At 66.5% G+C, this 26,304-nt stretch carries 14 protein-coding genes and 1 tRNA gene; 11 read left to right on the forward strand and 4 right to left on the reverse strand.

The features are described from left to right. Positions 1-240: 240 nt before the first annotated feature. A tRNA-Gln gene (locus CP958_RS13115) sits at positions 241-314 on the reverse strand. Between the two features lie 223 nt (positions 315-537). Between CP958_RS13115 and CP958_RS13120 the strand changes: the two genes are divergently transcribed. Together CP958_RS13120 and CP958_RS13125 are read left to right on the forward strand one after the other, a co-directional pair. Next, positions 538-1,539: a Ppx/GppA phosphatase family protein gene (locus CP958_RS13120; protein WP_347337839.1), complete on the forward strand. Its 1,002-nt coding sequence runs from the start codon at positions 538-540 to the stop codon at positions 1,537-1,539. Further along, positions 1,539-2,288, forward strand: coding sequence for an RlmE family RNA methyltransferase (locus tag CP958_RS13125; protein WP_096702404.1), 750 nt, complete (start codon positions 1,539-1,541; stop codon positions 2,286-2,288). The genes CP958_RS13120 and CP958_RS13125 overlap by 1 nt, the downstream gene beginning before the upstream one ends. 10 nt (positions 2,289-2,298) lie before the next feature. Here the strand turns inward: CP958_RS13125 and CP958_RS13130 are convergent, their stop codons facing one another. After that, positions 2,299-2,748 (reverse strand): host attachment protein, encoded by a 450-nt coding sequence (locus tag CP958_RS13130; RefSeq protein WP_096702405.1) that lies wholly within the window; start codon positions 2,746-2,748, stop codon positions 2,299-2,301. A gap of 193 nt (positions 2,749-2,941) precedes the next feature. Here CP958_RS13130 and guaB point away from each other — a divergent pair, with 193 nt between their 5' ends. The 3 genes from guaB to vapC all read left to right on the forward strand — a co-directional run bounded on the left by guaB (position 2,942) and on the right by vapC (position 5,149). Continuing rightward, the gene (guaB, locus tag CP958_RS13135) at positions 2,942-4,402 is read left to right on the forward strand and encodes an IMP dehydrogenase (RefSeq protein WP_096702406.1); all 1,461 of its coding nucleotides are present in this window, start codon (positions 2,942-2,944) and stop codon (positions 4,400-4,402) included. 70 nt (positions 4,403-4,472) lie between these two features. Then, positions 4,473-4,694: a type II toxin-antitoxin system VapB family antitoxin gene (gene vapB, locus CP958_RS13140; RefSeq protein WP_096702407.1), complete on the forward strand. Its 222-nt coding sequence runs from the start codon at positions 4,473-4,475 to the stop codon at positions 4,692-4,694. 2 nt (positions 4,695-4,696) lie between these two features. Continuing rightward, the gene (gene vapC / locus CP958_RS13145; RefSeq protein ID WP_096702408.1) at positions 4,697-5,149 is read left to right on the forward strand and encodes a tRNA(fMet)-specific endonuclease VapC; all 453 of its coding nucleotides are present in this window, start codon (positions 4,697-4,699) and stop codon (positions 5,147-5,149) included. Here the strand turns inward: vapC and CP958_RS13150 are convergent. Continuing rightward, positions 5,100-6,008 (reverse strand): amino acid ABC transporter substrate-binding protein, encoded by a 909-nt coding sequence (locus tag CP958_RS13150; RefSeq protein WP_096702409.1) that lies wholly within the window; start codon positions 6,006-6,008, stop codon positions 5,100-5,102. The two genes, vapC and CP958_RS13150, sit on opposite strands and share 50 nt — an antisense overlap. A 131-nt stretch (positions 6,009-6,139) precedes the next feature. Here CP958_RS13150 and CP958_RS13155 point away from each other — a divergent pair, with 131 nt between their 5' ends. After that, the gene (locus CP958_RS13155; RefSeq protein WP_096702410.1) at positions 6,140-7,462 is read left to right on the forward strand and encodes an RsmB/NOP family class I SAM-dependent RNA methyltransferase; all 1,323 of its coding nucleotides are present in this window, start codon (positions 6,140-6,142) and stop codon (positions 7,460-7,462) included. A gap of 66 nt (positions 7,463-7,528) precedes the next feature. Here CP958_RS13155 and CP958_RS26425 read toward each other — a convergent pair whose 3' ends face one another. After that, entirely contained in the window at positions 7,529-7,702 is a 174-nt protein-coding gene (locus CP958_RS26425; protein ID WP_170958970.1) for a hypothetical protein, read from the reverse strand. 407 nt (positions 7,703-8,109) lie between these two features. Between CP958_RS26425 and CP958_RS13160 the strand changes: the two genes are divergently transcribed. The 5 genes from CP958_RS13160 to CP958_RS13180 all read left to right on the forward strand — a co-directional run bounded on the left by CP958_RS13160 (position 8,110) and on the right by CP958_RS13180 (position 26,287). Next, positions 8,110-9,195 (forward strand): NAD-dependent epimerase/dehydratase family protein, encoded by a 1,086-nt coding sequence (locus tag CP958_RS13160; RefSeq protein ID WP_096702411.1) that lies wholly within the window; start codon positions 8,110-8,112, stop codon positions 9,193-9,195. Between the two features lies 1 nt (position 9,196). Continuing rightward, positions 9,197-10,429, forward strand: coding sequence for a glycosyltransferase family 1 protein (locus CP958_RS13165; protein ID WP_242442886.1), 1,233 nt, complete (start codon positions 9,197-9,199; stop codon positions 10,427-10,429). A gap of 16 nt (positions 10,430-10,445) precedes the next feature. Next, on the forward strand, positions 10,446-11,792 hold the full coding sequence (locus CP958_RS13170; RefSeq protein ID WP_096702413.1) for a radical SAM protein: 1,347 nt from the start codon (positions 10,446-10,448) through the stop codon (positions 11,790-11,792). Between the two features lie 226 nt (positions 11,793-12,018). Next, a complete protein-coding gene (locus tag CP958_RS13175; RefSeq protein ID WP_096702414.1) occupies positions 12,019-24,036 on the forward strand; it encodes an S-layer family protein in 12,018 nt (4,005 codons plus the stop codon). 229 nt (positions 24,037-24,265) lie between these two features. Next, positions 24,266-26,287: an O-linked N-acetylglucosamine transferase gene (locus CP958_RS13180; RefSeq protein WP_096702415.1), complete on the forward strand. Its 2,022-nt coding sequence runs from the start codon at positions 24,266-24,268 to the stop codon at positions 26,285-26,287. Positions 26,288-26,304 lie beyond the last annotated feature (17 nt).

Consider the following 26,304-nt stretch of genomic DNA (forward strand, 5'->3'; position numbering starts at 1 on the left):
CCTATAGACGAGACGAATCCGGAAAGTCCGTGTGCATTCGTGATTCGTCACCGCACCCTGGAGGAGCCGCAATCCAGGACACCCGTGCAGCAACAACCATATGATTCGACGGATGTTTCCACAGGAAACGGCATACGAATCCGCCCCACATAAAGCTAGGGCTATCTCAAATAAAGCCTATGGAGTCCCGCTTAAAGGCAGAACCGACATAAGTCGTTGATTTCGTTGAGAAAAATAGGTTGGCTGGGGGACTAGGATTCGAACCTAGACTGGCGGAGTCAGAGTCCGCTGTCCTACCGTTAGACGATCCCCCACCAGTCCGGCTGGTGGTCCGTACCCCCGGCGACGACCGGGGTAACCACGAGAGGCGCACCTTCTAACACAGGCTCCCGGCCGGATCAATGGCGAAAGAGCGAAGACGGAAATTGGCCGCAAAGGGGCGGAAATCCGGGGGTTTCCGCCTGTCGGGACAGGGTGCTTCCCACCAATGCCCGTTTGGGAGTAACATCCGCCGCCCCGAATTATAGAGTCCCGCTTTTGGCTTACGCCTCCTCGTCCTCGTCCCGCACCATGCCGATTTACGCCGCCCTTGATCTCGGCACCAACAATTGCCGGATGCTGGTGGCGCGCCCGCAGGGCCGGACCTTCAAGGTGATCGACGCCTTTTCCCGCGTCACCCGGCTGGGCGAGGGGCTGGGCGCCAGCGGCGTGCTGTCCGAGGCGGCCATGGTCCGCACCCTGAACGCGCTGGAGGCCTGTGCCGAGAAGATGGAGCGCAACCGGGTGGGCCGGGCCCGGCTGGTGGCCACCGAGGCCTGCCGCCGCGCCAGCAACGGCGCGGAGTTCACCAGCCGCATCACCGAGCGTACCGGGCTCAAGCCCGATATCATCAGCCCCAGCGAGGAAGCCGGCCTAGCCCTGGGCGGCTGCGCCTCGCTGCTGGACCCGGGCGTGCCCTGGGCGCTGGTCTTCGACATCGGCGGCGGTTCCACCGAACTGGTCTGGGTACGCAACTCCTCGCAGGGACAGCAGGTGATGGGCATCCAGTCCATTCCCACCGGCGTGGTCACCCTGGCCGAGCAATGGGCGCACGACCTGGCGTCCAACGCCGGCTACGACCGGGTGGTGGAACGCATCGGTGCCGCCTTCCGCCCGTTCGAGGCGCTGCATGCCATCGGCGCCATGCTGACCGGCAACATGGTGCAGATGCTGGGCACCTCGGGCACCGTCACCACGCTGGGCGCCCTGCATCTGGGACTGGAGCGCTATGACCGCTCCCAGGTGGACGGGCTGGAACTGGGCTTCGCCGACATCGCCGCCGTCACCCGCAAGCTGGCCTCCATGACCCACGACCAGCGCGCCGCCCATCCCTGCATCGGGCCGGAACGCGCCGATCTGGTGGTGGCCGGCTGTGCCATCCTGGAGGCGGTGTGCCGCCTGTGGCCGCTGGGCAAGCTGCGGGTCGCCGATCGCGGCGTGCGCGAAGGCGTGCTGCTGAATATGATGCGCGAAGATGGAACCCTGGGAGCACGGAACTGATGGCGGCCACGGGAAGCAAGGGGGGGGGCAAGAAGAGTTCGGGACGCACCACCGGCTCGGGTCCGAGCGGCGGCTCGCGCAATCTCACCGTCAAGGTGAAGACCGCCAAGAGGCGCAAGCTGTCGTCCACCCTGTGGCTGCAGCGCCAGCTCAACGACCCCTATGTGCACGAAGCCAAGCGCCTGGGCTATCGCTCGCGCGCCGCCTTCAAGATGATCCAGTTGGACGAGCGCTTTCATATTCTGAAGCCCGGCCTGCGCGTCGTCGACCTGGGCGCCGCCCCCGGCGGCTGGACCCAGGTGGCGGTGGACAAGGTCGGCGCCCTGAAGCCCAAGGGCGGCGGCAAGGTGGTCGGCATGGACATCCTGGAATGGGACCCGCTGCCCGGCGCCATCACGCTGCAGGGCGACTTCCTGGCCGACGACGCCCCCGACCGCCTGAAGGAGGCCCTGGGTGGCCCCGCCGACGTGGTGCTGTCCGACATGGCGGCCCCCACCACCGGCCACCCCTCCACCGACCACCTGCGCATCATCGGCCTGGTGGAGGTGGCGCTGCACTTCGCCCTCGAGATCCTGACGCCGGGCGGCACCTTCGTCGCCAAGGTCTTCCAGGGCGGCACCGAGAAGACCCTGCTCGACCAGTTGAAGAAGAACTTCACCACCGTCCGCCACGCCAAGCCGCCGGCCAGCCGCCAGGGCTCGGCCGAGACCTATGTGGTGGCCACCGGCTTCCGCGGTTCCGCCGAATAAACCTCCAGCCTCAATGCAGCAGCGCCTCGGTCAGGTGGCTCTGCATCTCGCGCGGCGTGGCGTGGGTCAGGTCCTTGACCACCTCCACCACCACCATGCGCCGCGTGAAGTCGGAGAAGTGCTTGCGCAACTCGCCCATCATGGCCGGCGGAGCGACCACCACCAGCCGGTCGAACTGGTGGGCGAGAACGGCGCGGTCCAACTGGGCCGCCACCCGGCCGGCGAAGCGGCATTTCTCCTCGTCCTGCCAATCGCCCTCGTCGTAGGCGTGGCGGCCGATTCCGGCGGAATCGAAGGTCCGTCCGGGGCGGTCGGTGGTCATGGCGTGGTTATGAGCCCGCGACGGCGCGGCCAGCATGTAGTTCAGGGCCGGCACGATATCCCGTCCGGGGCCATCGCAATGGAAGAACCGGGCGCGGGTTCCATCGGCGACGCAAATCCATGTGCAGGGCTTTGCCATGTGAGCCTCCCTCACCGAATGTTGAACAAGGCTTCCCACCACCCACTACTATACCACCGTTCGGCCTTTGGGCGGGAAAGGCATGGCGGCAATCCTCCCGGCACATGGCTCTCCACGAGGCGATGCTTGAGACGCGGCCACGAATGTGTATGATGGCGCGCCACTAACCGGACCCCACCCCCCCGGAGGCGGCATGATCATCAAGGAAGCCCTTACATTCGACGACGTTCTGCTGGTCCCGGCGGAATCCTCCGTGCTGCCCGCGCAGGCGGATACCCGCACCTGGCTGACCAAGTCCATCGAACTGGGCATCCCCCTGCTGTCGGCGGCCATGGACACGGTGACCGAAAGCCGGCTGGCCATCGCGCTCGCCCAGGACGGCGGCATCGGCGTCATCCACAAGAACCTGGACATGGACGCCCAGGCCGCCGAGGTCCGCAAGGTCAAGAAGTTCGAATCCGGCATGGTGGTCAATCCGCTGACCATCCACCCCGACCAGACCCTGGCCGACGCGCTGCGCCTGATGTCCGATTACAAGATTTCCGGCATTCCGGTGGTCGAGCGCGGCTCGGGCAAGCTGGTGGGCATCCTCACCAACCGCGACGTGCGCTTCGCCAACGATGCCGCCCAGCCGGTCTACGAGCTGATGACCAAGGACAAGCTGGTCACCGTGCGCGAAGGCGTCGACAAGGAAGAGGCCAAGCGGCTTTTGCACCAGCACCGCATCGAGAAGCTGCTGGTGGTGGACGCCGACTACCGCTGTATCGGGCTGGTCACCGTCAAGGACATGGAGAAGGCCCAGGCCCACCCCACCGCCGCCAAGGACGAGAAGGGGCGGCTGCGCGTCGCCGCCGCCACCGGTGTGGGCAGCGACGGCTTCGCCCGCGCCATGAAGCTGATCGAGGCCGAGGTGGACGTCGTCGTGGTCGATACCGCCCACGGCCACTCGCGCGGCGTGATCGACACCATCGCCGAGATCCGCAAGGCCTCGCCCCATATCCAACTGGTGGGCGGCAACATCGCCACCCCGGAAGCCGCCCTGGCCCTGATCAAGGCCGGCGCCAACGCCGTCAAGGTCGGCATCGGGCCGGGCACCATCTGCACCACCCGCATGGTGGCGGGCGTGGGCGTGCCCCAGCTTTCCGCCATCATGGAAGTGTCCGAGGTGGCCCATAAGCACGGCGTCTCGGTGATCGCCGACGGCGGCATCAAGTATTCCGGCGACATCGCCAAGGCCATCGCGGCGGGCGCCGATTGCGTGATGATCGGCTCGCTGTTCGCCGGCACCGAGGAAAGCCCCGGCGAGGTGTTCCTGTTCCAGGGCCGCTCGTACAAGTCCTATCGCGGCATGGGCTCCATCGGGGCCATGGCGCGCGGCTCGGCCGACCGCTATTTCCAGGCCGAGGTCGGCGACAAGCTGAAGCTGGTGCCCGAAGGCGTCGAGGGCCGCGTCCCCTACAAGGGCCCGGTCACCACCGTCATCCACCAGATGATCGGCGGCCTGCGCGCTGGCATGGGCTACACCGGCAACGCCACCATCAAGGATATGCAGACCCGCTGCACCTTCCGCCGCATCACCTCGGCGGGCCTGCGTGAAAGCCATGTCCACGACGTGGCCATCACCAAGGAAGCGCCCAACTACAAGACCGATTGAATTCCAGTCCTCTTTGACACGGCGCCGCCCTGGGATATACAATGACGATATCCCAGGGCGGAGGCCGGCGATGACACGTACGAACCTGTTCCAGAGCAATCGTTCACAGGCCGTCCGCCTGCCCAAGGACGTGGCCTTCCCCGAAGGGGTCAAGGAAGTGGCGATTCTGCGCGATGGCGCCCGCCGGATTGTCGTTCCCGCCAATGCCATATGGGACGATTTCTTCGCGGCTCCTGGGGTGGGACTGCCGGATCGCGAACAGCCGGACATGCAGGAGCGGGAAAGCTTCTGACCATGTTGCGTTACATGCTCGATACCAATTTGTGCATTCGCGTGCTGCGTGACCGTCCCGCCGGTCTGCGCGAACGGTTCAATGCCGAAGCGGCAAATCTGTGCATCTCGACGGTCACGCTGGCCGAACTCCTGGTCGGTGCGGAGAAATCATCGAGGCCGATCGAAATTCGCCAGCAGGTCGAAGCCTTTGCCGCGCGCCTCGATGTCCTCTCGTTTGATTCCCATGCGGCGGCGCATTACGCCGATATTCGCGCCGATCTTGAACGCAAAGGCCAGACCATCGGCCCCTACGATTTGATGATCGCTGGCCATGCCCGCAGCCGGGGATTGATGGTGATCACCGGTAATCTCGACGAATTCAATCGTGTTGCCGGGCTACGGGCGGAAGACTGGTTGGCCGCCCTCACTCCTCCGGCCGGAAGGCCTCGGCGGGATCGTCGCCGGGGAACTTGATCAGGCTGGCCAGCACCGGGCTCATGGGGAAATCCAGGGCGGTGTTGACCGGCGGAATGGGCGACTGGAACCACTTGGCGTACAGCCGTCCCACCTCGCCCGAGGCCATCATTGCCTTCACCGTCCGATCCACCAGCGCCTTGAAGGCCGGATCGCCCTTGCGCAGCATGATGGCGATGGGCTCGGTGTTCAGGGTCTGCGGCAGAATCTCGTAATCCTTGGGCGCCGCCGAGTTGGCGATCAGCCCGGCCAGCAGGTTGTCGTCCATGACGAAGGCGGCGGCCTGATCGGTTTCCAGCAGGCGGAAGGATTCGGCGTGGTCGTTGCCGAACATTTCGCTCACCTTGATGTCGCGGCCCTGGACGCGGGCCTTGAGCAACTGCACGCTGGTGCTGCCGGCGGTGGTCGCCACCGCCTTGCCGTCCAACTGGGTCAGCTTGGAGATGTGGCTGGCCTTTTTCACCGCGATGCGTACCGACGCCACGTAGGTGGTGGGGGCGAAGGCCACCTGGGCCTGACGCGCCACGTTGTTGGTGGTCGAGCCGCATTCCAGGTCGATGGCGCCGTCGACCATCTTGCCGATGCGGTTCTTGGAGGTCACCACCTCGGTGCGCACCTCCAGGGCGGCAAGGCCGAGTTCGGTCTTCACCGCCTCGGCGATGCGGCGGCAGATTTCCACGTGATAGCCGACCGGCTGCCTGGCGGCATCGAGGTAGGACAGCGGGTAGGACGCCTCGCGCACACCCAATACGATGGTGCCGCCGCGTTTGACCTTATCCAAGGTGGGTTCCGGCCCGGCCTGGGCAGCGGCGGGCACCAGAGCGAGGGCCAACAGCAACACGGCGCGAATCACGGCCATCTCGACTTATTCCAATGACATTAATGGGCGAAGACTAGACACCCGTGGCGCGGGGACTGTCAATCCGGCCTGTCGTCCAGGGTGGTATGCGGGACTTGCGATGAACGGGGATTTACAGCATTTATGCGCCCATGACTCCCGCCGCACGCCTTCAGGCCGCCATCGAGGTGCTTTCCGAAATCGAGAAGTCGGCCAAGCCGGCCGATTCGGTCGCATCGTTCTATTTCAAGCAGCGCCGCTATATCGGTGCCAAGGATCGCCGCGCCGTGGCCGAAGTGGTCTGGCGGGTGCTGCGCCGCCGGGCCCGCATCGACTGGTGGCTGGAGCATCTGGACCACCCCGAGCGGCCCAACGCCGAAGGCAAGGGGGGCGCGCGGGCCCGCGTGCTGGCCGACATGATCTTCGAGGGCATCAGGCCGGAGCCAGACCTGTTCCGCGGCCCCCACTCGGCCTATCCGCCCGAGCCGCCCGAGCGCCGGGTGCTGGACATGCTGGCCGGGCAGAAAAGCCTGTTCCACCGCGACATGCCGCCCCATGTGCGCGGCGAGTATCCGGAATGGCTGACGCCGCGCCTTTCGGCGCTGTATGGCGATAACCTCGATGCCGAGATGGGCGCCATGCGCGACGAGGCGCCGCTCGACCTCAGGGTCAACACCCTGAAGGCGACGCGGGAAGAGGCCATCCGCGCCCTGGCCAAGGAAGGCATCAAGGCCGAGCCCACCGCCCTGTCGCCGCTGGGCCTGCGCCTGGGCGCCCGCGTGCCGCTGGTCCAGGTCCAGGCCTGGCGCAACGGGCTGATCGAGGTGCAGGACGAAGGCTCGCAACTGGTGGCGCTGCTCACCGACCCCAAACCCGGCCAGGCCGTGGTGGATTATTGCGCCGGAGCCGGCGGCAAGACACTGGCGCTGGCCGCCGCCATGCAGAACAAGGGCCGCCTGGTGGCCTGCGACGTGGCCGAGTGGCGGGTGGACCGCGCCCAGGACCGTCTGCGCCGCGCCGGCGTCCACAACGTCACCCGGCGGGTGATCGAAGGCGAGTCCGACAAGTGGATCAAGCGCTCGGCCGGTTCGTTCGACCGGGTGCTGGTGGACGCGCCGTGCACCGGCACCGGCACCTGGCGCCGCAACCCCGACGCCAAGTGGCAATTGGGCGAGACCGACCTGCTGGAACTGGTGGTCCGCCAGGGCGCCATCCTGGACAGCGCGGCCCGGCTGACCAAGCCGGGCGGGCGTCTGGTCTACGCCACCTGCTCCATCATGACCGATGAAAACGAAGGCCGCATCGAGGCCTTCCTGGCCGCCCATCCCGACTATCGCCCGGTCCCGGTTCCCGAGTTGTGGGCGGAACTGGTGGGCACCCCCTGCCCCGTTCCCGGCCCCTGGCTACGGCTGTCGCCGCGGGCTCACGGCACCGACGGCTTCTTCGCCGCCGTGCTGGAGAAGGCTTCCGCATAAGAAAAAGGCCGGTTCCCAATGGGAACCGGCCCGAAGTCTTATAGGGGAGGATACGCGAAAGAAAACTCAGCGGCGGAACGCCAAATCGGCGATCTCGCGGTGATCGAGCATGGCCAGTTCCCGCTCCAGCCGGCGAGCGGCCATGAACCCCTGAACCTTGGCGGCGACGCGGCGGACGGTTTCGGCCAGGCGGAGGTCGAATTCGACGGTGGCGGTCTGGGTCAGCTGATGCAGGGTCATGGCGGGAACCTCGGTCTCAAGTGTTTTCTCTGTTGCCCCAACCATACGGCGGCTCCCTCCTGCGTGAGAATCGACCAATTCGCATGGGCCGATGCAAAAACGGCATACCGGTACCGAATTACCGCAATATCCGTGTTACCACGGCCATCGCCCCAATTGGTCGCCCCGAACGCCGCCCCATTTCGCCCCATTTAATGAAGTTTTATGGAATCCGGGGCGATAAAGGGGAGTTTCAACGACGGCCGGCAGAACCGCCGGCCTCTTCCAGAGCTCTCCAGCATGGACCTGACAAGAAACGTCGCAAGGGATGGAGCAGGGTACAGCAACGTCGGCCCCCGTCGGCGTGATGAGACCTCCTCGGCAAGACCGCGTCCCTTGAGGGGATCAATCATCAGCCCGGAGGAATCATGAGTGTCGTCATCATCACCGGCTCGGGAGGACTGATCGGCGCCGAGGCTGCCCGTTTCTTCGGCCGTCAGGGCATGAGCGTGGTCGGCATCGACAACGACATGCGCAGCTACTTCTTCGGCGAGTCGGCCAGCACCGCCTGGGCGCGGGCCGAGTTGGAGCGCACCCTAAGCGACTACACCCACGCCGGAGCCGATATCCGCGATGCCGGGGCCATCGACACCGTCTTCGCCCGCTACGGCGAGGCCATCACGGCGGTGATCCACACGGCGGCGCAGCCCTCCCACGACTGGGCGGCGAAAGAGCCGCAGGTGGACTTCACCGTCAACGCCAACGGCACCCTGGTGCTGCTGGAAGCCACCCGCAAGCACTGTCCCGACGCCTGCTTCATCCACTGCAGCACCAACAAGGTCTATGGCGACACGCCGAACCACCTGCCGCTGGTGGAGATGGAGACCCGCTGGGAACTGGACCCCGGCCATCCCTGGGCCCGGCACGGCATCGACGAGACCATGTCCATCGACGCCTGCACCCACTCGCTGTTCGGAGTATCCAAGGTGGCCGGCGACCTGCTGGTGCAGGAATACGGCCGCTATTTCGGCATGAAGACCGCCTGCTTCCGCGGCGGCTGCCTGACCGGGCCGGGACATTCGGGCGCCCAATTGCATGGCTTCCTGTCCTATCTGGTCAAGTGCGCCGTCACCGGCGATCCCTATACGGTGTTCGGCTACAAGGGCAAGCAGGTCCGCGACAACATCCATTCCGCCGATCTGGTCAACGCCTTCTGGCACGTCTTCCAGGCGCCGAAATCGGGGGCCGTCTACAACATGGGCGGGGCGCGCCACTCCAATTGCTCCATGCTGGAAGCCATATCCATGTGCGAGGAACTGACCGGGCGGCCCATGAACTGGTCCTATTCGGAACAGAACCGCATCGGCGATCATATCTGGTGGATCAGCAGCGTCGAACGCCTCCGCGCCGATTACCCCCAATGGAATTTCACCTACGACATCCGACGGATCATGGCGGAGATCCATGACGCCATGACCGACCGGCTGGGATACCGCACGGGAGGGATGCGCTGAAATGACACGGGCCCCGATGTTCGCCTATCTGGACCCGGCCCTGATGAACAATCTGGGCCACCATGCCAATTCCGGCCGCAACATCGTCCGGGAGATCCGGACGCGCGGCATCCCCTGCGCCATCCTCGGCCACGCCGAAATCGAGCCCGGACTGCAGACGGAGTTAAGCGCCGTCCCATGGTTCCGCTGGAACACCTATACCGTGGTGGATCGCGACCCCATCTGCGGTTGGCTCAACGATTTCGAGATGGGCGCGCGCGTCACCGCCGAGGATATCGGGCGACTGCAAGGCTTGCATCCCAAGGACCTGATCTACGTGAACTCCGTCCAGCCGGCCCAGTTCATGGCGGTTCTGCGCTGGGGCCGCACCCTGCCCGACAGTGAGCGCCCCACCGTGATCATGGAGTTCGGCACCGACCCCGGACTGGTCCTGGTGGAATCGGAAAATGCCCCGCCCCAATTCGTGTCCATGGACCCGCGCGTCGACCCCCGGGCGGTGCTGCTGCGCTTTACCGGCCGGCAGTTGACCGAGGCCGATCAGCGCTGGCTGCGGCTGGCCACCTTCGACTCCCAGTCCTCGGCCATCTTCCAGATGCTGCTGGACTATCCCGTGGGAACGCTGCCCCTCCCCCAGGGGGCGGTCACCACCTGCCGCGACCGGACAGGGGCACGCCCCATCACCATCGGCATCCTGGGCCATCAGCGGGGCGACAAGGGCTTTCACAAGGTCCCCGCCCTGGTCACCCGCCTACTGGCCGAACGCAACGATATCCAGGTACTGGTCCACAACGGCTGGCCCGAGGGCATGCCCGAGTACCAGCAGGCCCTGCGCGACATCGCCGCATCGGACTCCCGCCTCGTTCTCAACGAGCAGGTGGCCGACGCCGTGCTGTGGAGCCGCCTGCTCGAACATACCGACCTGATGGTCTGCCCCTACATGCGCAACCGCTTCGTCTCGTCCTATTCGGCGGTGGCCAGCGAAGCCATGGCCAACGCCATTCCGCTGGTGGCGCCCGAGGGCACCACCTTGCACGGGGTGATGCGTGAATTCGGCGAGCCCGGCACAATATTCAGGGAAGAAAGCGTCGAGGCGATCCATGGGGCGGTGGTCGCCGCCCTCGATGATTTCGACCGTCTGGCCGGCCAGGCCAAGCAGGCTTCCATCCGGTGGGGGGAAACGCGCGGCGCCAAATGTCTGGTGGACACATTGCTGTCCTGGCAGGCGGCATCTTAAGGAAGGACCAGGTCCGATGAAGGTTTTGTTCAGCAATCCCCCGTGGTGGCAGGGCCAAGCCCTCTACCCCTTGCCCGACGGGACCCAATGCCTGGTGCATCGCGCGGGTGTCCGCGCCGGGTCCCGCTGGCCGTTCACCTTCTTTCTCAACCATGGACCCGACAACTACCAGTTCGGCTCGTACCTGCCGTACCCCTATTTCATGGGGCACGCCGCCACCTGGGCCGACCGCGAACTGGGCGGCAACGTGACGTTCCGCGACAGCATCGCGCTGCGCGAGTCCTACGATAAATACTACGAGTTCCTGCAGGCCGAGCGGTTCGAGTACATCGTCATCGAATCCGCCTCGCCCAGTTGGGAGCACGACAAGGAGGTGATCGGCGAGATCTCGCGACGCCTGCCCCACACCCGCTTCATCATCACCGGCCCCATCACCTCCCACGGCGAAAGGCTGCTGGACGAGGCGCCCAACATCCAGGCCGCCGTGCGCGGCGAGTACGAAAAGGGCGTCATCAAGGCGCTGAACGGCGCCAACGGCGTGGTGGATTTCGATCTGCTGACCGTGGCCGAGATGAATTCGGCGCCATTCCCCTATTTCGACAACGTCATCGCCCACCGCTACTGCGACACCAATCCGCGCGGCCAGCAATTCCCGCAGGCCCAGGTGCTGTCCAGCCGCGGCTGCCCCTACAAGTGCATCTTCTGCGTCTGGCCGGCCACCATGACCTCCAACGACCCCGACGGCGGCGGCAAGCGTATCGTGCGCCAGTACGGCGCCGACTACATGGAGGCATTCCTGACCGAACTGGTCCAGAAATACGGCTTCCGCTCCATCTACTTCGACGACGACACCTTCAATCTGGGCGACCGCCACGTGGAGAAGATGTGCGCCGTGATGCGCAAGATCGGCGTGCCGTGGTCGGCCATGTGCCGCGCCGACACCTCCAGCTTCCACCTGTGGCAGGAGATGAAGGACAGCGGCTGCTTCGGAGTGAAGATCGGCTTCGAGAGCGGCAACCAGGAGGTGGTCGACAACATCGTCAACAAGCGCCTCGACCTGGAGGAAGCCCGCAAGGCCGCCTTCGAGATCAAGCGGGTGGGCATGACCCTGCACGGCACGTTCACCTTCGGCCTGCCCGGCGAAACCCCCGAGCAGATGCAGGACACCGAGACCTACATGGCCTCGCTGCCGCTCGATTCGTGCCAGAAATCCGGCTGTGCCGAGATCGAGGGCGCCCCGCTCCACACCCTGGGTCGCGTCTCGAATCTCAAGTCGTATCCCGGCGCCAAGCTGGACGAAAACTACAGTCGCGAGACCGATGGACAGATGAAAATCGAAAGAATGCGCGCTCTACAGGTTTAACCCGACATACCAACTTCCCAGGCTCGGCGGCGGCAGGCAAAAAGTATAGGTCTTTCCGCCGCCAGCCACGGAATCCGGGCGATTCCAATAAGATCGGGCCGCCGAGCCGGCCATAAATTCATTGCTTACGGGCCTGCGTTTTGGTAGTTAATTAACCTGAGTGCCAATATATTTTTAGCGAGCGGGCGTCCGAAGCGGCGCGTAAATCTCCAGAAAGGGGGTAGCCGTGGTTTCTTCAGTCACATTCCTGTCAGCCACAGGTATTTCGGGACTTTCCACGACGAACGTCGCCGCGTGGAACACCACCGACATCGCCGCCCTCGTCTCCACCCAGCTCCAGGCACTCACGGTCACCCAGATCCAGGCACTGGAAACGACCGATATCGCGGCGCTGTCCACCACGCAGCTGACGTCGTTCAGTTCGACGCAGATCGCCGCCTTCGATAATACCCAGATCGTCTTCGACGCGGCGCAGCTCGGCGTGCTCAACGCCTCGCAGCTCGGCGCCTTCTCGTCCTCGGATATTGCGGCTCTCAGTTCCACCGCCGTCAGCGGCCTGACCACCACCCAGCTCGGCAACCTGTCGACCACCCTGCTGAACTCGCTCGAAACCACCGATGTCGCCGTCCTGACCACGACGCAGATTTCCGCCCTCAAGGTCACCCAGCTCAGCGCCTTCTCCTCCACCAATCTCAACGCGCTCGCCACCACCACCCTGGCCGGCTTGAGCGTGGGCCAAGTGAGCGGACTGACCGCCACCCAGATCAGCGCCCTGAGCACCACCCAGGCTGCCTCGCTGTCCACCACCGAACTGAATGCGCTGAGCAACACCCAGTTCAACAGCCTGACCACCACCCAGCTCTCCAGCCTGACCACCACCCAGTTGTCCGGGCTGGCCGCGACCCAGGTCAGCCAGATGGGCACCACGGCGCTCAACGCCCTGTCCACCACCGGGCTGGCCGGTCTGACCTCGACCCAGACCGCCTCGCTGACCGCGACTCAGGTGGGCGGATTGACCACCACCAGCCTGAACGCGCTGGAAACCGCCGATATCGCTGCGCTGTCCACCACGTCGTTGGGTGGACTGACCACCACCCAGACCGGCTCGCTGACCACCACGGCATTCTCCGCCCTGACCAGCACCGAGATCGGCGCCCTGACCGCCACGCTGCTGAACGCGCTGTCCACCACCAACGTGGCGGCGCTGACCTCCACCCAGATCAAGGGCCTGAATTCCGCCCTGGTGGCCGGCTTCTCCACCACCAATCTCGGCGTGCTGTCGGCCACCGCCCTGAGCGCCCTCACGACTCTTCAGCTGCGTGGCCTGACCACGACGCAGTCGGCGTCGCTGACCTCGACCCAGGTGAGTTCGCTGACCTCCACCCAGTCGGGTGCCCTGGCGGCCTCGGTGTTCAACTCCCTGACCACCACCGCTCTCAATACGCTGACCACCACTCAGCTGGGCAGCATCAACACCACCCAGCTGACCGGCCTGAGCACCACCACGCTGAACTCGCTGCAGACCTCCAGCGTCGCCGGCCTGAGCGTCACCCAGGTCAAGGCGCTGACCGCCGCGCAGATTTCCGGGCTGGACGCCACCCAGATCAATGCGCTCGAAACCACCGACATCACGGCCCTGACCACCGCCCAGATCAGCAACCTGACCACCACCCAACTGGGCGCGTTGAGCTCTACTCTCGCCGCGACGCTGACCGCCACCGAAATCAAGGCCCTGACCGCGGCCCAGTTGTCGGCCCTGTCCACCACGGCCGCCGCCGAACTGTCCACCACCCAGGTGACGTCCATCGGCACCACCCAGATCGCCGGCCTTTCCACCACCACGCTGAATGCCCTGTCGACCACCGCCCTGGCGGGTCTGACGCTCACCCAGGCCCGGAGTCTGTCCTCTACGGCCGCCGGCGGGCTGACCACCACCGCCCTCGGCGCCCTGGAATCCACCGATCTGGCCGGACTTTCCGTCACCGCCCTGAACGGATTGACCACCACCAATGTCGCGCAGCTGACCACCACCCAGTCCAGCGCGCTGACCGCCGCCCAGATCGGCGGCCTCTCGACCACCAATCTCAATGCGCTGGCCACCACCAATGTGGCGGAACTGAGCGCCACCCAGGTCAAGGCGCTGACCGTCACCCAGGTCAAGGGCCTGAGCACCACTCAGCTGAACGCGCTGCAAACCACCGATGTCGCCGCCCTGAGCGGCTCGCAGATCGGTGCGCTGACCACCACCCAGGTGGCGGGCCTCTCCACCACCACGACCTCGGCGCTGACCGTCACCGAGGTCAAGGCGCTGAGCACCGCGCAGATCAACGCGCTGACCACCACCAATGCGGCGGAACTGACCACCACCCAGGCGGTGGCCCTGACCACCACGCAGGTGTCCGGCCTGTCGACCACCAATCTCAACGCCCTGTCCACCACCACCCTGGCGGGCCTGACGGCCACCCAGGCCAAGTCCCTGACCACCATCCAGCTGGGCGCGCTCAACACCACCCAGCTCGGAGCCATGCAAACCACCGATCTGGCGGGCCTGACGGCCACCCAGCTCAATGCGCTGAACACCACCAACGTGGCGGAACTGTCCACCACCCAGGTCCAGTCGCTGACCGCGAGCCAGATCAGTGGACTGAGTTCCACCCAACTGAACGCGATGGAAACCACCGACGTCGCGGCGCTGACCACCACACAGGTGCGCTCGCTGACCGCGACCCAGATCGGCAATCTGACCACCACCCAGATCAACGCCTTCGAGACCACCGACATCGCGGCCCTGAACGCCACCCAGGTCAAGGGCCTGACCACCACCCAGGTGGCCGCGCTGACCACCACCCAGGTGGACGCGCTGACCGCCACCGAGACCAAGGCCCTGACGGTCACCCAGATCAATGCGCTGACCACCACCAATGTGGCGGAACTGTCCACCACCCAGGCATCCGCGCTGAGCACCACCCAGGTATCCGGCCTGTCGACGACGGTTCTCAATGCCCTGACCACCACGTCCGTGGGCGCCCTGAGCGCGACCCAGGCCAAGAGTCTGACCACCACCCAGGTGGCGGCGCTGACCACCACCCAGGTGTCGTCGCTGTCCACCACCGAGCTGGGCGCGTTGGCCGCGACCGTGCTCAACGCCCTGACCACCACCAACGTGGCGGCGCTCTCCACCACCCAGCAGAGCGCGCTGACCGCCACCCAGGTCGGCGGCCTGTCCACCACGAGCCTGAACGCGCTGGACACCACCGGCATCGCCGCCCTGACCACCACCCAGCTGAAGCAGGTGACCGCCACCCAGATCGGCGGCCTGACCACCACCCAGGTCAACGCCTTCGAGACCACCGACATCGCGGCCCTGAGCTCCGCCCAGGTGGCTGGCCTGAGCACCACCCAGGTGGCCAGCCTGACCACCACCCAGGTGGGTGCGCTGACGGCCTCTGAAACCAAGTCGCTGACCACCACCCAGGTCAATGCACTGACCACCACCAATGCGGCGGCGCTGACCACCACCCAGGCGGCGGCGTTGACCACCACGCAGGTGTCCAACCTGTCGACCACCAATCTCAACGCCCTGTCCACCACCGCTTTGGCGGGCCTGAGCATCACCCAGGCCCGGAATCTGACCACCACCCAGTTCGGGGCTCTCTCCACCACCGCGCTGGGCGCGCTGGAGACCACCGATCTGGCGGCCGTGACCGCCACGGTCATCAACGCCCTGACCACCACCAACGTGGCGGCGCTGACCACCACCCAGGTTGATGGACTGACCCGCACCCAGGCGGCAGGTCTGTCGACCACCACGCTGAACGCGCTGGAAACCACCGGCGTCGCGGCGCTGAACACCACCCAGCTGCGCAACCTGACCGCAACCCAGGTCGCCGGCCTCTCCACCACCCAGATCAACGCGCTGGAGACCACCGATGTGGCGGCGCTGAGCACGGCTCAGGTAGCCGGCCTGACCACCACCCAGGTGGCCAGCCTGACCACCACCCAGGTGGGTGCGCTGACGGCCTCTGAAACCAAGGCGCTGAGCACCGCCCAGGTCAACGCGCTAACCACCACCAACGCGGCCCAACTGACCACCACCCAGGTTGCCAGCCTGACCACTACTCAGGTGGCCGGGCTGTCCACCACCAACCTGAATTCGCTGTCCACCACCGCGGTGGCCAGTCTGAGCGCCACCCAGGCCAAGAGTCTGAACACCACCCAGGTCGGGGCGCTGACTACCACCCAGGCCAGTTCTCTGTCCACCACCGGGCTGGGCGCCTTGTCGGCGACCGTCTTCAACGCCCTGTCGACCACCAACGTGGCGGCACTGTCCACCACCCAGCAGAGTGGGCTGTCGGCCACCGTGGTCGCCGGTCTGGGCACCACCGCCCTGAACGCCCTGGACACCACCGGCGTCGCGGCGCTCTCCACCACCCAGATCCGCAGCCTGACCGCGACCCAGGTCGGCGGTCTGACCACCACCACGCTGAACGCGCTCGAGACCACCGATATCGCGGCCATGTCCACCATCCAGGTCGGCGGACTGACCACAACCCAGCTCGGGGCGTTGTCGACCACCAACGCGGCGGCACTGACGGTGACCGAGGTCAAGGCCCTGAGCGCGACCCAGTTGAACGCCCTGACCACCACCGATGCGGCGGCACTGACCAGCACTCAGGTCGGCGCCCTGACCACCACCCAGGTCAACGGCCTCTCCACGACCAATCTCAACGCCCTGACCACCACCGGTGTGGCGGTCCTGAACGCCACCCAGGTCCGGAGTCTGACCACCACCCAGGCGGCTGCCCTGACCTCCACCGTGACCAGCGCCCTGTCGAGCACCGGTATCGCGGCGGTCACCGCCACGGTCATCAACGCGCTGACCACCACCAACGTGGCGGCCCTGACCACCACCCAGGTATCCAGCCTGACCGCCACCCAGGTGAGCGGCCTGTCCACCACCACGCTGAACGCGCTGGAAACCACCGATGTGGCGGCGCTCACCACCACCCAGGTGCGGAGTCTGACCGCCGCCCAGGTCGGTGCGCTGAACACCACCCAGGTCAATGCGCTCCAGACCACCGATATCGGTGCCCTGACCACCTCCCAGGCCTCGGCTCTCACCGCCACCCAGCTGACGGCGCTGAGCTCCACCTCCGCGGCGGAACTCACCGTCGCCGACGTGAAGGTGCTGACCGCGACTCAGTTGAATGCGCTGACCACCACCAGCGCCGCCTCGCTGACCAGCACCCAGGTGGGTGCGCTGACCACCACCCAGGTGACGGGTCTGTCGACCTCCAACCTCAATGCGCTGACCACCACCTCCATTGCCAGCCTGAGCGCGACCCAGGCCCGGAGTCTGACCAGCACCCAGCTCGCCGCCCTGACCACCACCCAACTGGGCGCGCTGGAAACCACAGATCTCGCAGTGGTGACCACCACCGCCCTGAACGCGCTGTCGACCACCAATGTGGCGGCGCTCTCCACTACCCAGGTGGCCAGCCTGACCACCGCCCAGGTGGGCTCCCTGACCTCCACCGTGCTGAACGCCTTGGAGACCACGGACGTGGTCGCCCTGTCGACCACCCAGGTGCGTTCGCTGACCGCCACCCAGATCGGCGCGTTGAACACCACCCAATTCAACGCCCTGGAAACCACCGATCTCGCGGCCCTGACCACCACCCAGATCGGCGGCCTGAGCACCACCCAGGCCGGGGCACTGGCCACCACGGCCGTGAGTGAGCTGACCGCCACCGAGGTGGGGGCGCTGTCCACCTCCAACCTCAACGCGCTGACCACCACCAACGTGGCCGTGCTGTCCACCACCCAGGTCAGCACCCTGACCTCCACCACGGTTGGCGGCCTGTCCACCACCAACCTCAACAACCTGACCACCACCACCCTGGCCGGTCTGACCGCCACCCAGCTGCGCGGCCTGACCACCACCCAGACCGGCGCGCTGACCACCACGGCGGCGGCGGCCCTGAACTCGGCGGTGATCAGCACCCTGACCGCCACCCAGATCAACGCCCTGTCCACCACCAGTCTGGCCGGTCTGACCAGCACGCAGGTGTCCAGCTTCAGCACCACCCAGGTGAGTGGCCTGACCACCACCACGCTGAATGCCCTGGAGACCACCGACGTGGCGGCGCTGACCACCACCCAGGTGCGTTCGCTGACCAGCGCCCAGGTTGCCGGCTTCTCGACGACCAATCTGAATGCGATCAGCACCACCGATCTGGCGGCTCTGACCACCACTCAGGTGGCGGCCCTGACCACCACCCAGACCGGAGCGCTGACCACCACCGCCCTGGGCAGCCTGACCGCCACCGAGGTGGCGTCCCTGTCCACCACCCTGCTCAACACGCTGACCACCACCAACGTGGCGACCCTGACCACCACCCAGTTGTCGGCCGTCAGCTCGGCCACGGTGGCCGGCCTGTCCACCACCAGCCTCAACGCCCTGTCCACCACCAGCGTGGCCGGTCTGAGCGCCACCCAGCTGTCGAGCCTGACCTCGACCCAATCGGGTGGCCTCTCCACCACGGCGCTGGGCGCCATCGAGACCACCGATCTGCGGGCCATTTCGGCGACGGCCTTGAATTCGCTGACCACCACCAATCTGGCGGCACTGTCCACCACCCAGGTGGAAAGCCTGACCACCACCCAGGTCGGCGGCCTCGACACCACGACGCTGAACGCCCTGGAAACCACCGACGTGGCGGCGCTGACCACCACCCAGGCCCGGACTCTGAGCGCAACCCAGATCTCCGGCCTCAGCACCACCCAGGTCAACGCGCTGACCACCACCGATATCAGCGCCCTGACCACCACCCAGGTGACCAACCTGACCAGCACCCAGACCGGGGCGCTGACCACCACCGCCCTGTCGGGCCTGACCGCCAACGAAGTGGGCGTCCTGAACGCCACCCAGATCAATGCGCTCTCCACCACCAACGCGGCGGCGCTGTCCACCACCCAGGTGTCCGGTTTGACCGCCACCCAGGTCGGCAACCTCAGCACCACCAACCTGAACGCCCTGTCCACCACGGGCATCGCCGGCCTGACCGCCACCCAGGCGGCCGGCATCACCACCACCCAATCGGCGGCTCTGTCGACCACCCAACTGACCGCCATCGAGACCACCGATCTCCGTTCCCTGAACGCCACGGTGCTGAATGCGCTGACCACCACCAACGTGGCGGCCCTTTCCACCACTCAGGTCGACTCCTTGACCACCACTCAAGTCGGCGGCCTCAGCTCCACCACGCTGAATGCCCTCGAGACCACCGACGTCGCGGCGCTCACCACCACCCAGGCGCGCTCGCTGACCACCACCCAGATCGGTAATCTGAACACCACCCAGGTCAACGCGCTGACCACCACCGATATCAGCGCCCTGACCACCACTCAGGCCAACGCCCTGACCACCACCCAGGTGGCGGCGCTGAATACCACCGCCTTGTCGGGCATCACCGCCACCGAGGTGACGGCGCTGTCCACCACCCAGATCAACGCCCTGACCACCACCAACGCGGCGGCACTGACCACCACCCAGTTGGACGGCCTGACCGCCACCCAATTCGGCGGTCTGACCACCACCACGCTGAACGCCCTGTCCACCACCGGCGTGGACAGCCTGACCGCCACCCAGATCGCGGGCATCAGCACGACCCAGGCCGCGGCGCTCTCCACCACCCAACTGAGCGCCATCACCACCACCGATCTTCGCGCCCTGAGCGCCACGGTGCTGAACGCGCTGTCGACCACCAACGTGGCGGCACTGTCCACCACCCAGGTGGACTCCCTGACCAATACCCAGGTCAGCGGCCTCAGCTCCACCCAGTTGAATGCTCTTGAGACCACCGACGTGGCGGCGCTGACCACCACCCAGGTGCGCTCGCTGACCACCACCCAGATCGGCAACCTGAACACCACCCAGGTCAACGCGCTGACCACCACCGACATCGGCGCCCTGACCACCACCCAGGTCGGTGGCCTGACCAGCACCCAGACCGGGGCGCTGACCACCACCGCCTTGTCGGGGATCACCTCGACCGAGGTGGGGGCGCTGTCCGCCACCCAGATCAACGCCCTGACCACCACCAACGTGGCGGCGCTGTCCACCACCCAGGTGGCCAGCCTGACCACCACCCAGGTCGACGGTCTCAGCTCCACCACGCTGAACGCCCTGGAGACCACCGATGTGGCGGCGCTCACCACCACCCAGGCGCGCTCGCTGACCGCCACCCAGATCGGTAATCTGAACACCACCCAGGTCAACGCGCTGACCACCACCGATATCAGCGCCCTGACCACCACCCAGGTCGGCGGCCTCTCCACCACCCAGGTGGCGGCGCTGAACACCACCGCCCTGTCGGGCATCACCGCCACCGAGGTGACGGCGCTGTCCACCACCCAGATCAACTCGCTGACCACCACCAACGCGGCGGCACTGTCCGCCACCCAGGTGTCCGGTCTGACCACCACCCAGGTGTCCAGCCTCAGCACCACCAATATCAACGCGTTGTCCACCACCAATGTGGCGGGTCTGACCACCACCCAGGTCGGTGGCCTGACCAGCACCCAGACCGGGGCGCTGACCACCACCGCCTTGTCGGGGATCACCTCGACCGAGGTGGGGGCGCTGTCCGCCACCCAGATCAACGCCCTGACCACCACCAACTCGGCCGCGCTCTCCACCACCCAGTTGTCCGGCCTGAGCACCACCCAGGTCAGCAGCCTCAACACCACCACGCTGAACGCTCTGTCGACCACCGGTATCGCCGGCCTGGCCGCGAGCCAGATCGGTGCCATCACCACCACCCAGTCGGCGGCGCTGTCCACCACCGCGCTCGGCGCCATCGAGACCACCGATCTGACCTCCATCRGCGCCACGGTGCTGAACGCGCTGTCGACCACCAACGTGGCGGCACTGTCCACCACCCAGGTGGCCAGCCTGACCACCACCCAGGTTGGCGGCCTCAGCTCCACCACGCTGAACGCCCTGGAGACCACCGACGTCGCGGCGCTCTCCACCACCGAGGCACGGGCGCTGACCACGACCCAGATCGGCAGCCTGAACACCACCCAGGTCAACGCGCTGACCACCACCGACGTCGCGGCCTTGTCCACCACCCAGTTGAATGGACTGACCACCACCCAGTCGGCGGGCCTGTCCACTACCCAGCTTGGTGCGCTGACCACCACCCAGGTGGCGTCACTGACCGCCACCCAGATTGACGCCCTGACCACCACCAACGTGGCGGCGCTGTCCACTACCCAGGTGGCCAGCCTGACCACCACCCAGATCGGCAGCGTATCCAGCACCACGCTGAACGCCCTGGAAACCACCGACGTGGCGGCACTCTCCACCACCCAGGCCCGGAGTCTGACCACTACCCAGATCGGCAACCTGAACACCACCCAGGTCAACGCGCTGACCACCACCGATATCAGCGCCCTGACCACCATCCAGGTCGGCGGCCTCACCACCACCCAGGTGGCGGCGCTGAACACCACCGCCCTGTCGGGCATCACCTCGACCGAGGTGGGGGCGCTGTCCACCACCCAGATCAACTCGCTGACCACCACCAACGCGGCGACGTTGTCCGCTACCCAGCTGGACGGCCTGACCACCACCAACGTGGCGGGCCTGACCACCACCACGCTGAACGCCCTGTCGACCACCGGCATAGCCAGTCTGAGCGCTACCCAGGCGGCGGCGCTGACCTCGACCCAGTCGGCCGGCATCACCACCACCCAGCTCGGCGCGCTGACCACCACCGAGGTGTCGGCCTTGACCGCCACCACCATCAACGCGCTGACCACCACCGGTGTGGCGGCGCTCTCCACCACCCAGGTGGCCAGCCTGACCACCACCCAGGTCGGCGGCCTCAGCTCCACCACGCTGAACGCCCTTGAGACCACCGACGTGGCGGCGCTCTCCACCACCCAGGCCCGGAGTCTGACCACCACCCAGATCGGCAACCTGAACACCACCCAGGTCAACGCGCTGACCACCACCGATATCAGCGCCCTGACCACCACCCAGGTCGGCGGCCTCTCCACCACCCAGGTGGCGGCGCTGAATACCACCGCCCTGTCGGGCATCACCGCCACCGAGGTGACGGCGCTGTCCACCACCCAGGTCAACGCGCTCACCACCACCAATGCGGCGGTACTGACCACCACCCAGGTGTCCGGCCTGACCACCACCCAGGTGTCCAGCCTCAGCACCACCAATATCAACGCGCTGTCCACCACCGGCGTGGCCGGCCTCAGCTCGACCCAGGTCGGAGCGCTGACCACCACCCAGACGGCGGGCCTGTCCACCACCCAGCTCGGCGCCATCGAGACCACCGATCTGGCGGTGCTGACCGCCACCCAGGTCAACGCCCTGACCACCACCAACGTGGCGGCGCTGTCCACCACCCAGGTGGCCAGCCTGACCACCACCCAGGTCGGCGGCCTCAGCTCCACCACGCTGAACGCCCTGGAGACCACCGACGTGGCGGCGCTGACCACCACCCAGGTCAATGCGCTGAGCACCACCCAGATCGGCAATCTGAACACCACCCAGGTCAACGCGCTGACCACCACCGATATCAGCGCCCTGACCACCACCCAGGTCGGCGGCCTCTCCACCACCCAGGTGGCGGCGCTGAACACCACCGCCCTGTCGGGCATCACCGCCACCGAGGTGACGGCACTGTCCACCACCCAGGTCAACGCGCTCACCACCACCAACACGGCGGCTCTGACCACCACCCAGGTGGCGGCTCTGAGCGCCACGCAGGTGGGTGGCCTGTCCACCACGTCCCTGAACGCGCTGTCGACCACCAACGTGGCGGCGCTGTCCAGCACCCAGGCGGCGGCCGTGACCTCGACCCAGGCGGCGGGTCTGACCACCACCCAGCTGGCGGCCATCGAAACCACCGATCTGGCGGTGATGACCGCCACCGCGGTGAACGCCCTGACCACCACCAACGTGGCGGCGCTGTCCACCACCCAGGTGGCCAGCCTGACCACCACCCAGGTGAAGGGACTCGACACCACCACGCTGAACGCCCTGGAGACCACCGACGTGGCGGCTTTGACCACCACCCAGGTTGGCGCCCTGACCACCACCCAGGTGGTTGGCCTCAGCACCACCACGCTGAACGCCCTGTCGACCACCGACATCGCGGCGCTCTCCACCGCCCAGGTGGGAGTGATCACCACCACCCAGGCGGCCGGCCTCAGCACCACCGCGCTCGGCGCCATCGAGACCACCGATCTGGTGGCCCTCTCGACCTCCACGCTGAATGCGCTGAGCACCACCAACGTGGCGGCACTGTCCACCACCCAGGTGGCGGCGCTCTCCACCACCCAGGTTTCCGGCCTCAGCACCACCCAGCTGAACGCCATGGAGACCACCGACATCGCGGCGCTCTCCGGCACTCAGTTGGGGGCCGTCACCACCACACAGATCGCCGGCATCAGCACCACCCAGTTGAATGCCCTGGAGACCACGGACCTTGCGACGCTGACCGCCACGCAGATCGGCGGCCTGACCACCACCCAGGCGGCATCCCTCACCACCACCAATCTGGCGGTCCTGACCACCACCGAGGTGGGGGCGCTGACCATCACCAACCTCAACGCCCTGACCACCACCCAGGTGGCGGCGCTGTCGACCACCCAGGTTTCCGGCCTGACCACCACTCAAATCGGCGGGATCAGCACCACCCAGTTGAACGCCATGTCGACCACCGATATCGCGGCGCTCTCCGTCACCCAGATGGCCAGCATCACCGATACCCAGGCGGCGGCGTTGACCACCACCAAGCTGGGTGCGCTGACCGCCACCGAGATCGGCGCACTGACCACCACCGCGGTCAACGCCCTGACCACCACCAACGTGGCGGCTCTGACCACCACCCAGGTCGGCGGTCTGGCGACGACCCAGTTGGCCGGGTTGACCACCGCCGTGCTGGCGGCGTTCGAAAGCACCGACATCGGAACTCTGACCACCACCCAGTTCGGAGCCCTGACTTCGACCTCCATCGAGGCCCTGACCACCACCCAGGTGACCGGTCTGACCACGACGCAACTGGGGGCCTTGACCACAACGCAGGTCTCCGGTCTGGAAACCACCGATATCCTGGCCATGACCTCGGTTCAGGCCCAGGCGCTCGGTCCGCTGGTCGGCAACATGACAACCGACCAGCAGAACGCCTGGAGCACGGCGTACGCCTATCCCTAACTCTTGAGCTGAGCCGTCCCGCATGGGACGGCTCATCCCGGGGTCCCAGCCCGCCACCCGCATGCCGTCCGGCATGGCGATGACGTGCCCTTGCACCTATCGCACAGGCTCCGCCGGCTGATCGCGGCGAGCATCAATCCGTTAACCATTGAGCGGTCATTATGGGCGGCGACCCGCTCGGAATGACCATTCGAGCGGGTCCCAGCCCCAACCGGAAACGGGACGCTCGATGACACAGGATGTCTTTCTGTCTGCGGTGAAGGCCCTTACCGAGGGGCGCCTGACGCTGCAGGATGTGTTCGGCTCGGCGGAGGCCCTGCACCGGGGCGGCAACGTCGACCTGGCCCTGCAGCTCTATCAACTGTGGATCGGGCTCAATCGCGACCACCACCTGCTCTATGCCGCCCATTTCAATCAGGCGGTCACCTTGTCGGCGGCGGGCCGCCACGAGCAGGCCAGGGCTTCGCTGGAAAAATCCATCGAATTGAATCCGGATTTCTACCCCGCCTACATCAACCTCGGCGGGGTCATCGAGACGCTGGGCATGCCGGACGCGGCGGTGGATGCCTGGAACCGCCTGGTCAGCCGCCTGGGCCCGATCACCGGCCACGGCATCCGCATGAAGGCCACGGCGCTGAAGCAGATCGCCCGGGTGCTGGAAGAGCGCCATCAGGCGGTCCTGGCCGAGGACGTGCTGCGCCAGAGTCTGGAGTTGGACAACACCCAGCGTGAGAATGCCGAGCACATGCTGGCGTCGCGCATGGTCCTGTGCCGCTGGCCGGTGGTGGTCCCCTTCGAGGGCATGGACCAACTGGCCCAGATGCGCAACTTCAGTCCGCTGTCCCTGGCCGCCTATACCGACGACCCGCTGCTGCACCTGGCGTCCAGTTGGGAGCATTGCTGCAAGCTGATCGGCCGCCGCATCCCCCGCCTGCCGGAGGTCAAACCGGCCGAGCGGGCCGAGCGCACACGGCTCAAGATCGGCTATGTGTCCTCGGATTTGAAGGCGCACGCCGTCGGCTACCTGATCGCCGAAATCTTCGGGCTGCACGACCGTTCCAAGGTGGAGATCTTCGCCTACTACTGCGGTCCAGCCGGCGAGGACCCGCTAAAGCAGCGCATCCGCGCCGATTTCGATCACTGGCTCGACATCACCGGCATGGGCGACGAGATTGTCGCCAACCGTATCCGTGAAGACGGCATCGATATCCTGGTGGACCTCAACGGCCATACCAAGGGCGCGCGCACCCGCGTGTTCGGCATGCGCCCGGCCCCGGTGAACGTCAACTGGCTGGGCTATCCCGGCACCATGGGCACGCCCTATCACCACTACATCATCGCCGATGAGTGGATCATCCCGCCGGGGCGCGAGATGTACTGCTCGGAAAAGGTCATGCGCCTGCCGTGCTACCAGGCCAACGACCGCCAGCGGGCGGTGGCGTCCGCGCCGCCGTCACGGACCGATGTGGGCCTGCCCGAGGACGCGGCGGTCTTCTGCTGCTTCAACAGCCAGCAGAAAATCTCGCGGCTGATGTTCGAACGCTGGATGCGCATTCTGAACGCGGTCCCCGACAGCGTATTGTGGCTGCTCGAGGCCAGCGAGGAGGTCCACAACCGCCTGTGGGAACACGCCGAGAAATGCGGCATCCCCCGCGAGCGGGTGATCTTCGGACGCCGCCTCGCCAGTCCGGATCATCTGGCCCGCATGACCCTGGCCGACCTGTTCCTCGATACCTTCCCCTATGGCGCCCACACCACCGCCTCCGACGCCCTGTGGATGAGCGTGCCCATCCTGACGCTGTCGGGCCACAGCTTCGCCTCGCGGGTGGGCGGATCGCTGCTGCGCTCGGCGGGACTGCCGGAACTGGTCTGCTCGACCCCCGAGCAGTATGTGGAGACCGCCATCGCGCTCGGCAACGACCGCTCCAGGCTGCAGGCCTACCGCGAGCAGTTGCGCGCCGCCAAACCCAACGCGGTGATGTTCGACACCAACCTGCTGGTCGGCCGGCTGGAGGACCTCTACGCCGAGATGTGGGCCGATTTCATGGCCGGACGCCTGCCCCGGCCCGATTTGCGCAATCTCGACGTCTATCTGGACGTGGGCATCGAGCACCCGGCCGAGACCATCGATTTCGCCCCGGAGGAAGACTATCTCGCCCGCTGGCGGCGCGGTCTGGCCGAGCGTGATCACCTCTATCCCATCCCGGCGGACAGCCGTCTGTGGACCACCCCTGATACGGAGAACGGTTGATGAGCAATGCCCTCGCG

This window comes from Magnetospirillum sp. 15-1, from assembly GCF_900184795.1.
Classification (GTDB): domain Bacteria; phylum Pseudomonadota; class Alphaproteobacteria; order Rhodospirillales; family Magnetospirillaceae; genus Phaeospirillum.

What these genes read in the sequence shown, in the direction of transcription:
- vapB (WP_096702407.1), top strand. Translation starts at nt 4,473, where the DNA reads ATGACACGTACGAACCTGTTCCAGAGCAATCGTTCACAGGCCGTCCGC.
- CP958_RS26425 (WP_170958970.1), bottom strand. Translation starts at nt 7,702, where the DNA reads ATGACCCTGCATCAGCTGACCCAGACCGCCACCGTCGAATTCGACCTC.
- CP958_RS13130 (WP_096702405.1), bottom strand. Translation starts at nt 2,748, where the DNA reads ATGGCAAAGCCCTGCACATGGATTTGCGTCGCCGATGGAACCCGCGCC.
- CP958_RS13180 (WP_096702415.1), top strand. Translation starts at nt 24,266, where the DNA reads ATGACACAGGATGTCTTTCTGTCTGCGGTGAAGGCCCTTACCGAGGGG.
- CP958_RS13155 (WP_096702410.1), top strand. Translation starts at nt 6,140, where the DNA reads ATGACTCCCGCCGCACGCCTTCAGGCCGCCATCGAGGTGCTTTCCGAA.
- CP958_RS13150 (WP_096702409.1), bottom strand. Translation starts at nt 6,008, where the DNA reads ATGGCCGTGATTCGCGCCGTGTTGCTGTTGGCCCTCGCTCTGGTGCCC.
- CP958_RS13165 (WP_242442886.1), top strand. Translation starts at nt 9,197, where the DNA reads ATGACACGGGCCCCGATGTTCGCCTATCTGGACCCGGCCCTGATGAAC.
- CP958_RS13160 (WP_096702411.1), top strand. Translation starts at nt 8,110, where the DNA reads ATGAGTGTCGTCATCATCACCGGCTCGGGAGGACTGATCGGCGCCGAG.
- CP958_RS13170 (WP_096702413.1), top strand. Translation starts at nt 10,446, where the DNA reads ATGAAGGTTTTGTTCAGCAATCCCCCGTGGTGGCAGGGCCAAGCCCTC.
- guaB (WP_096702406.1), top strand. Translation starts at nt 2,942, where the DNA reads ATGATCATCAAGGAAGCCCTTACATTCGACGACGTTCTGCTGGTCCCG.
- vapC (WP_096702408.1), top strand. Translation starts at nt 4,697, where the DNA reads ATGTTGCGTTACATGCTCGATACCAATTTGTGCATTCGCGTGCTGCGT.
- CP958_RS13125 (WP_096702404.1), top strand. Translation starts at nt 1,539, where the DNA reads ATGGCGGCCACGGGAAGCAAGGGGGGGGGCAAGAAGAGTTCGGGACGC.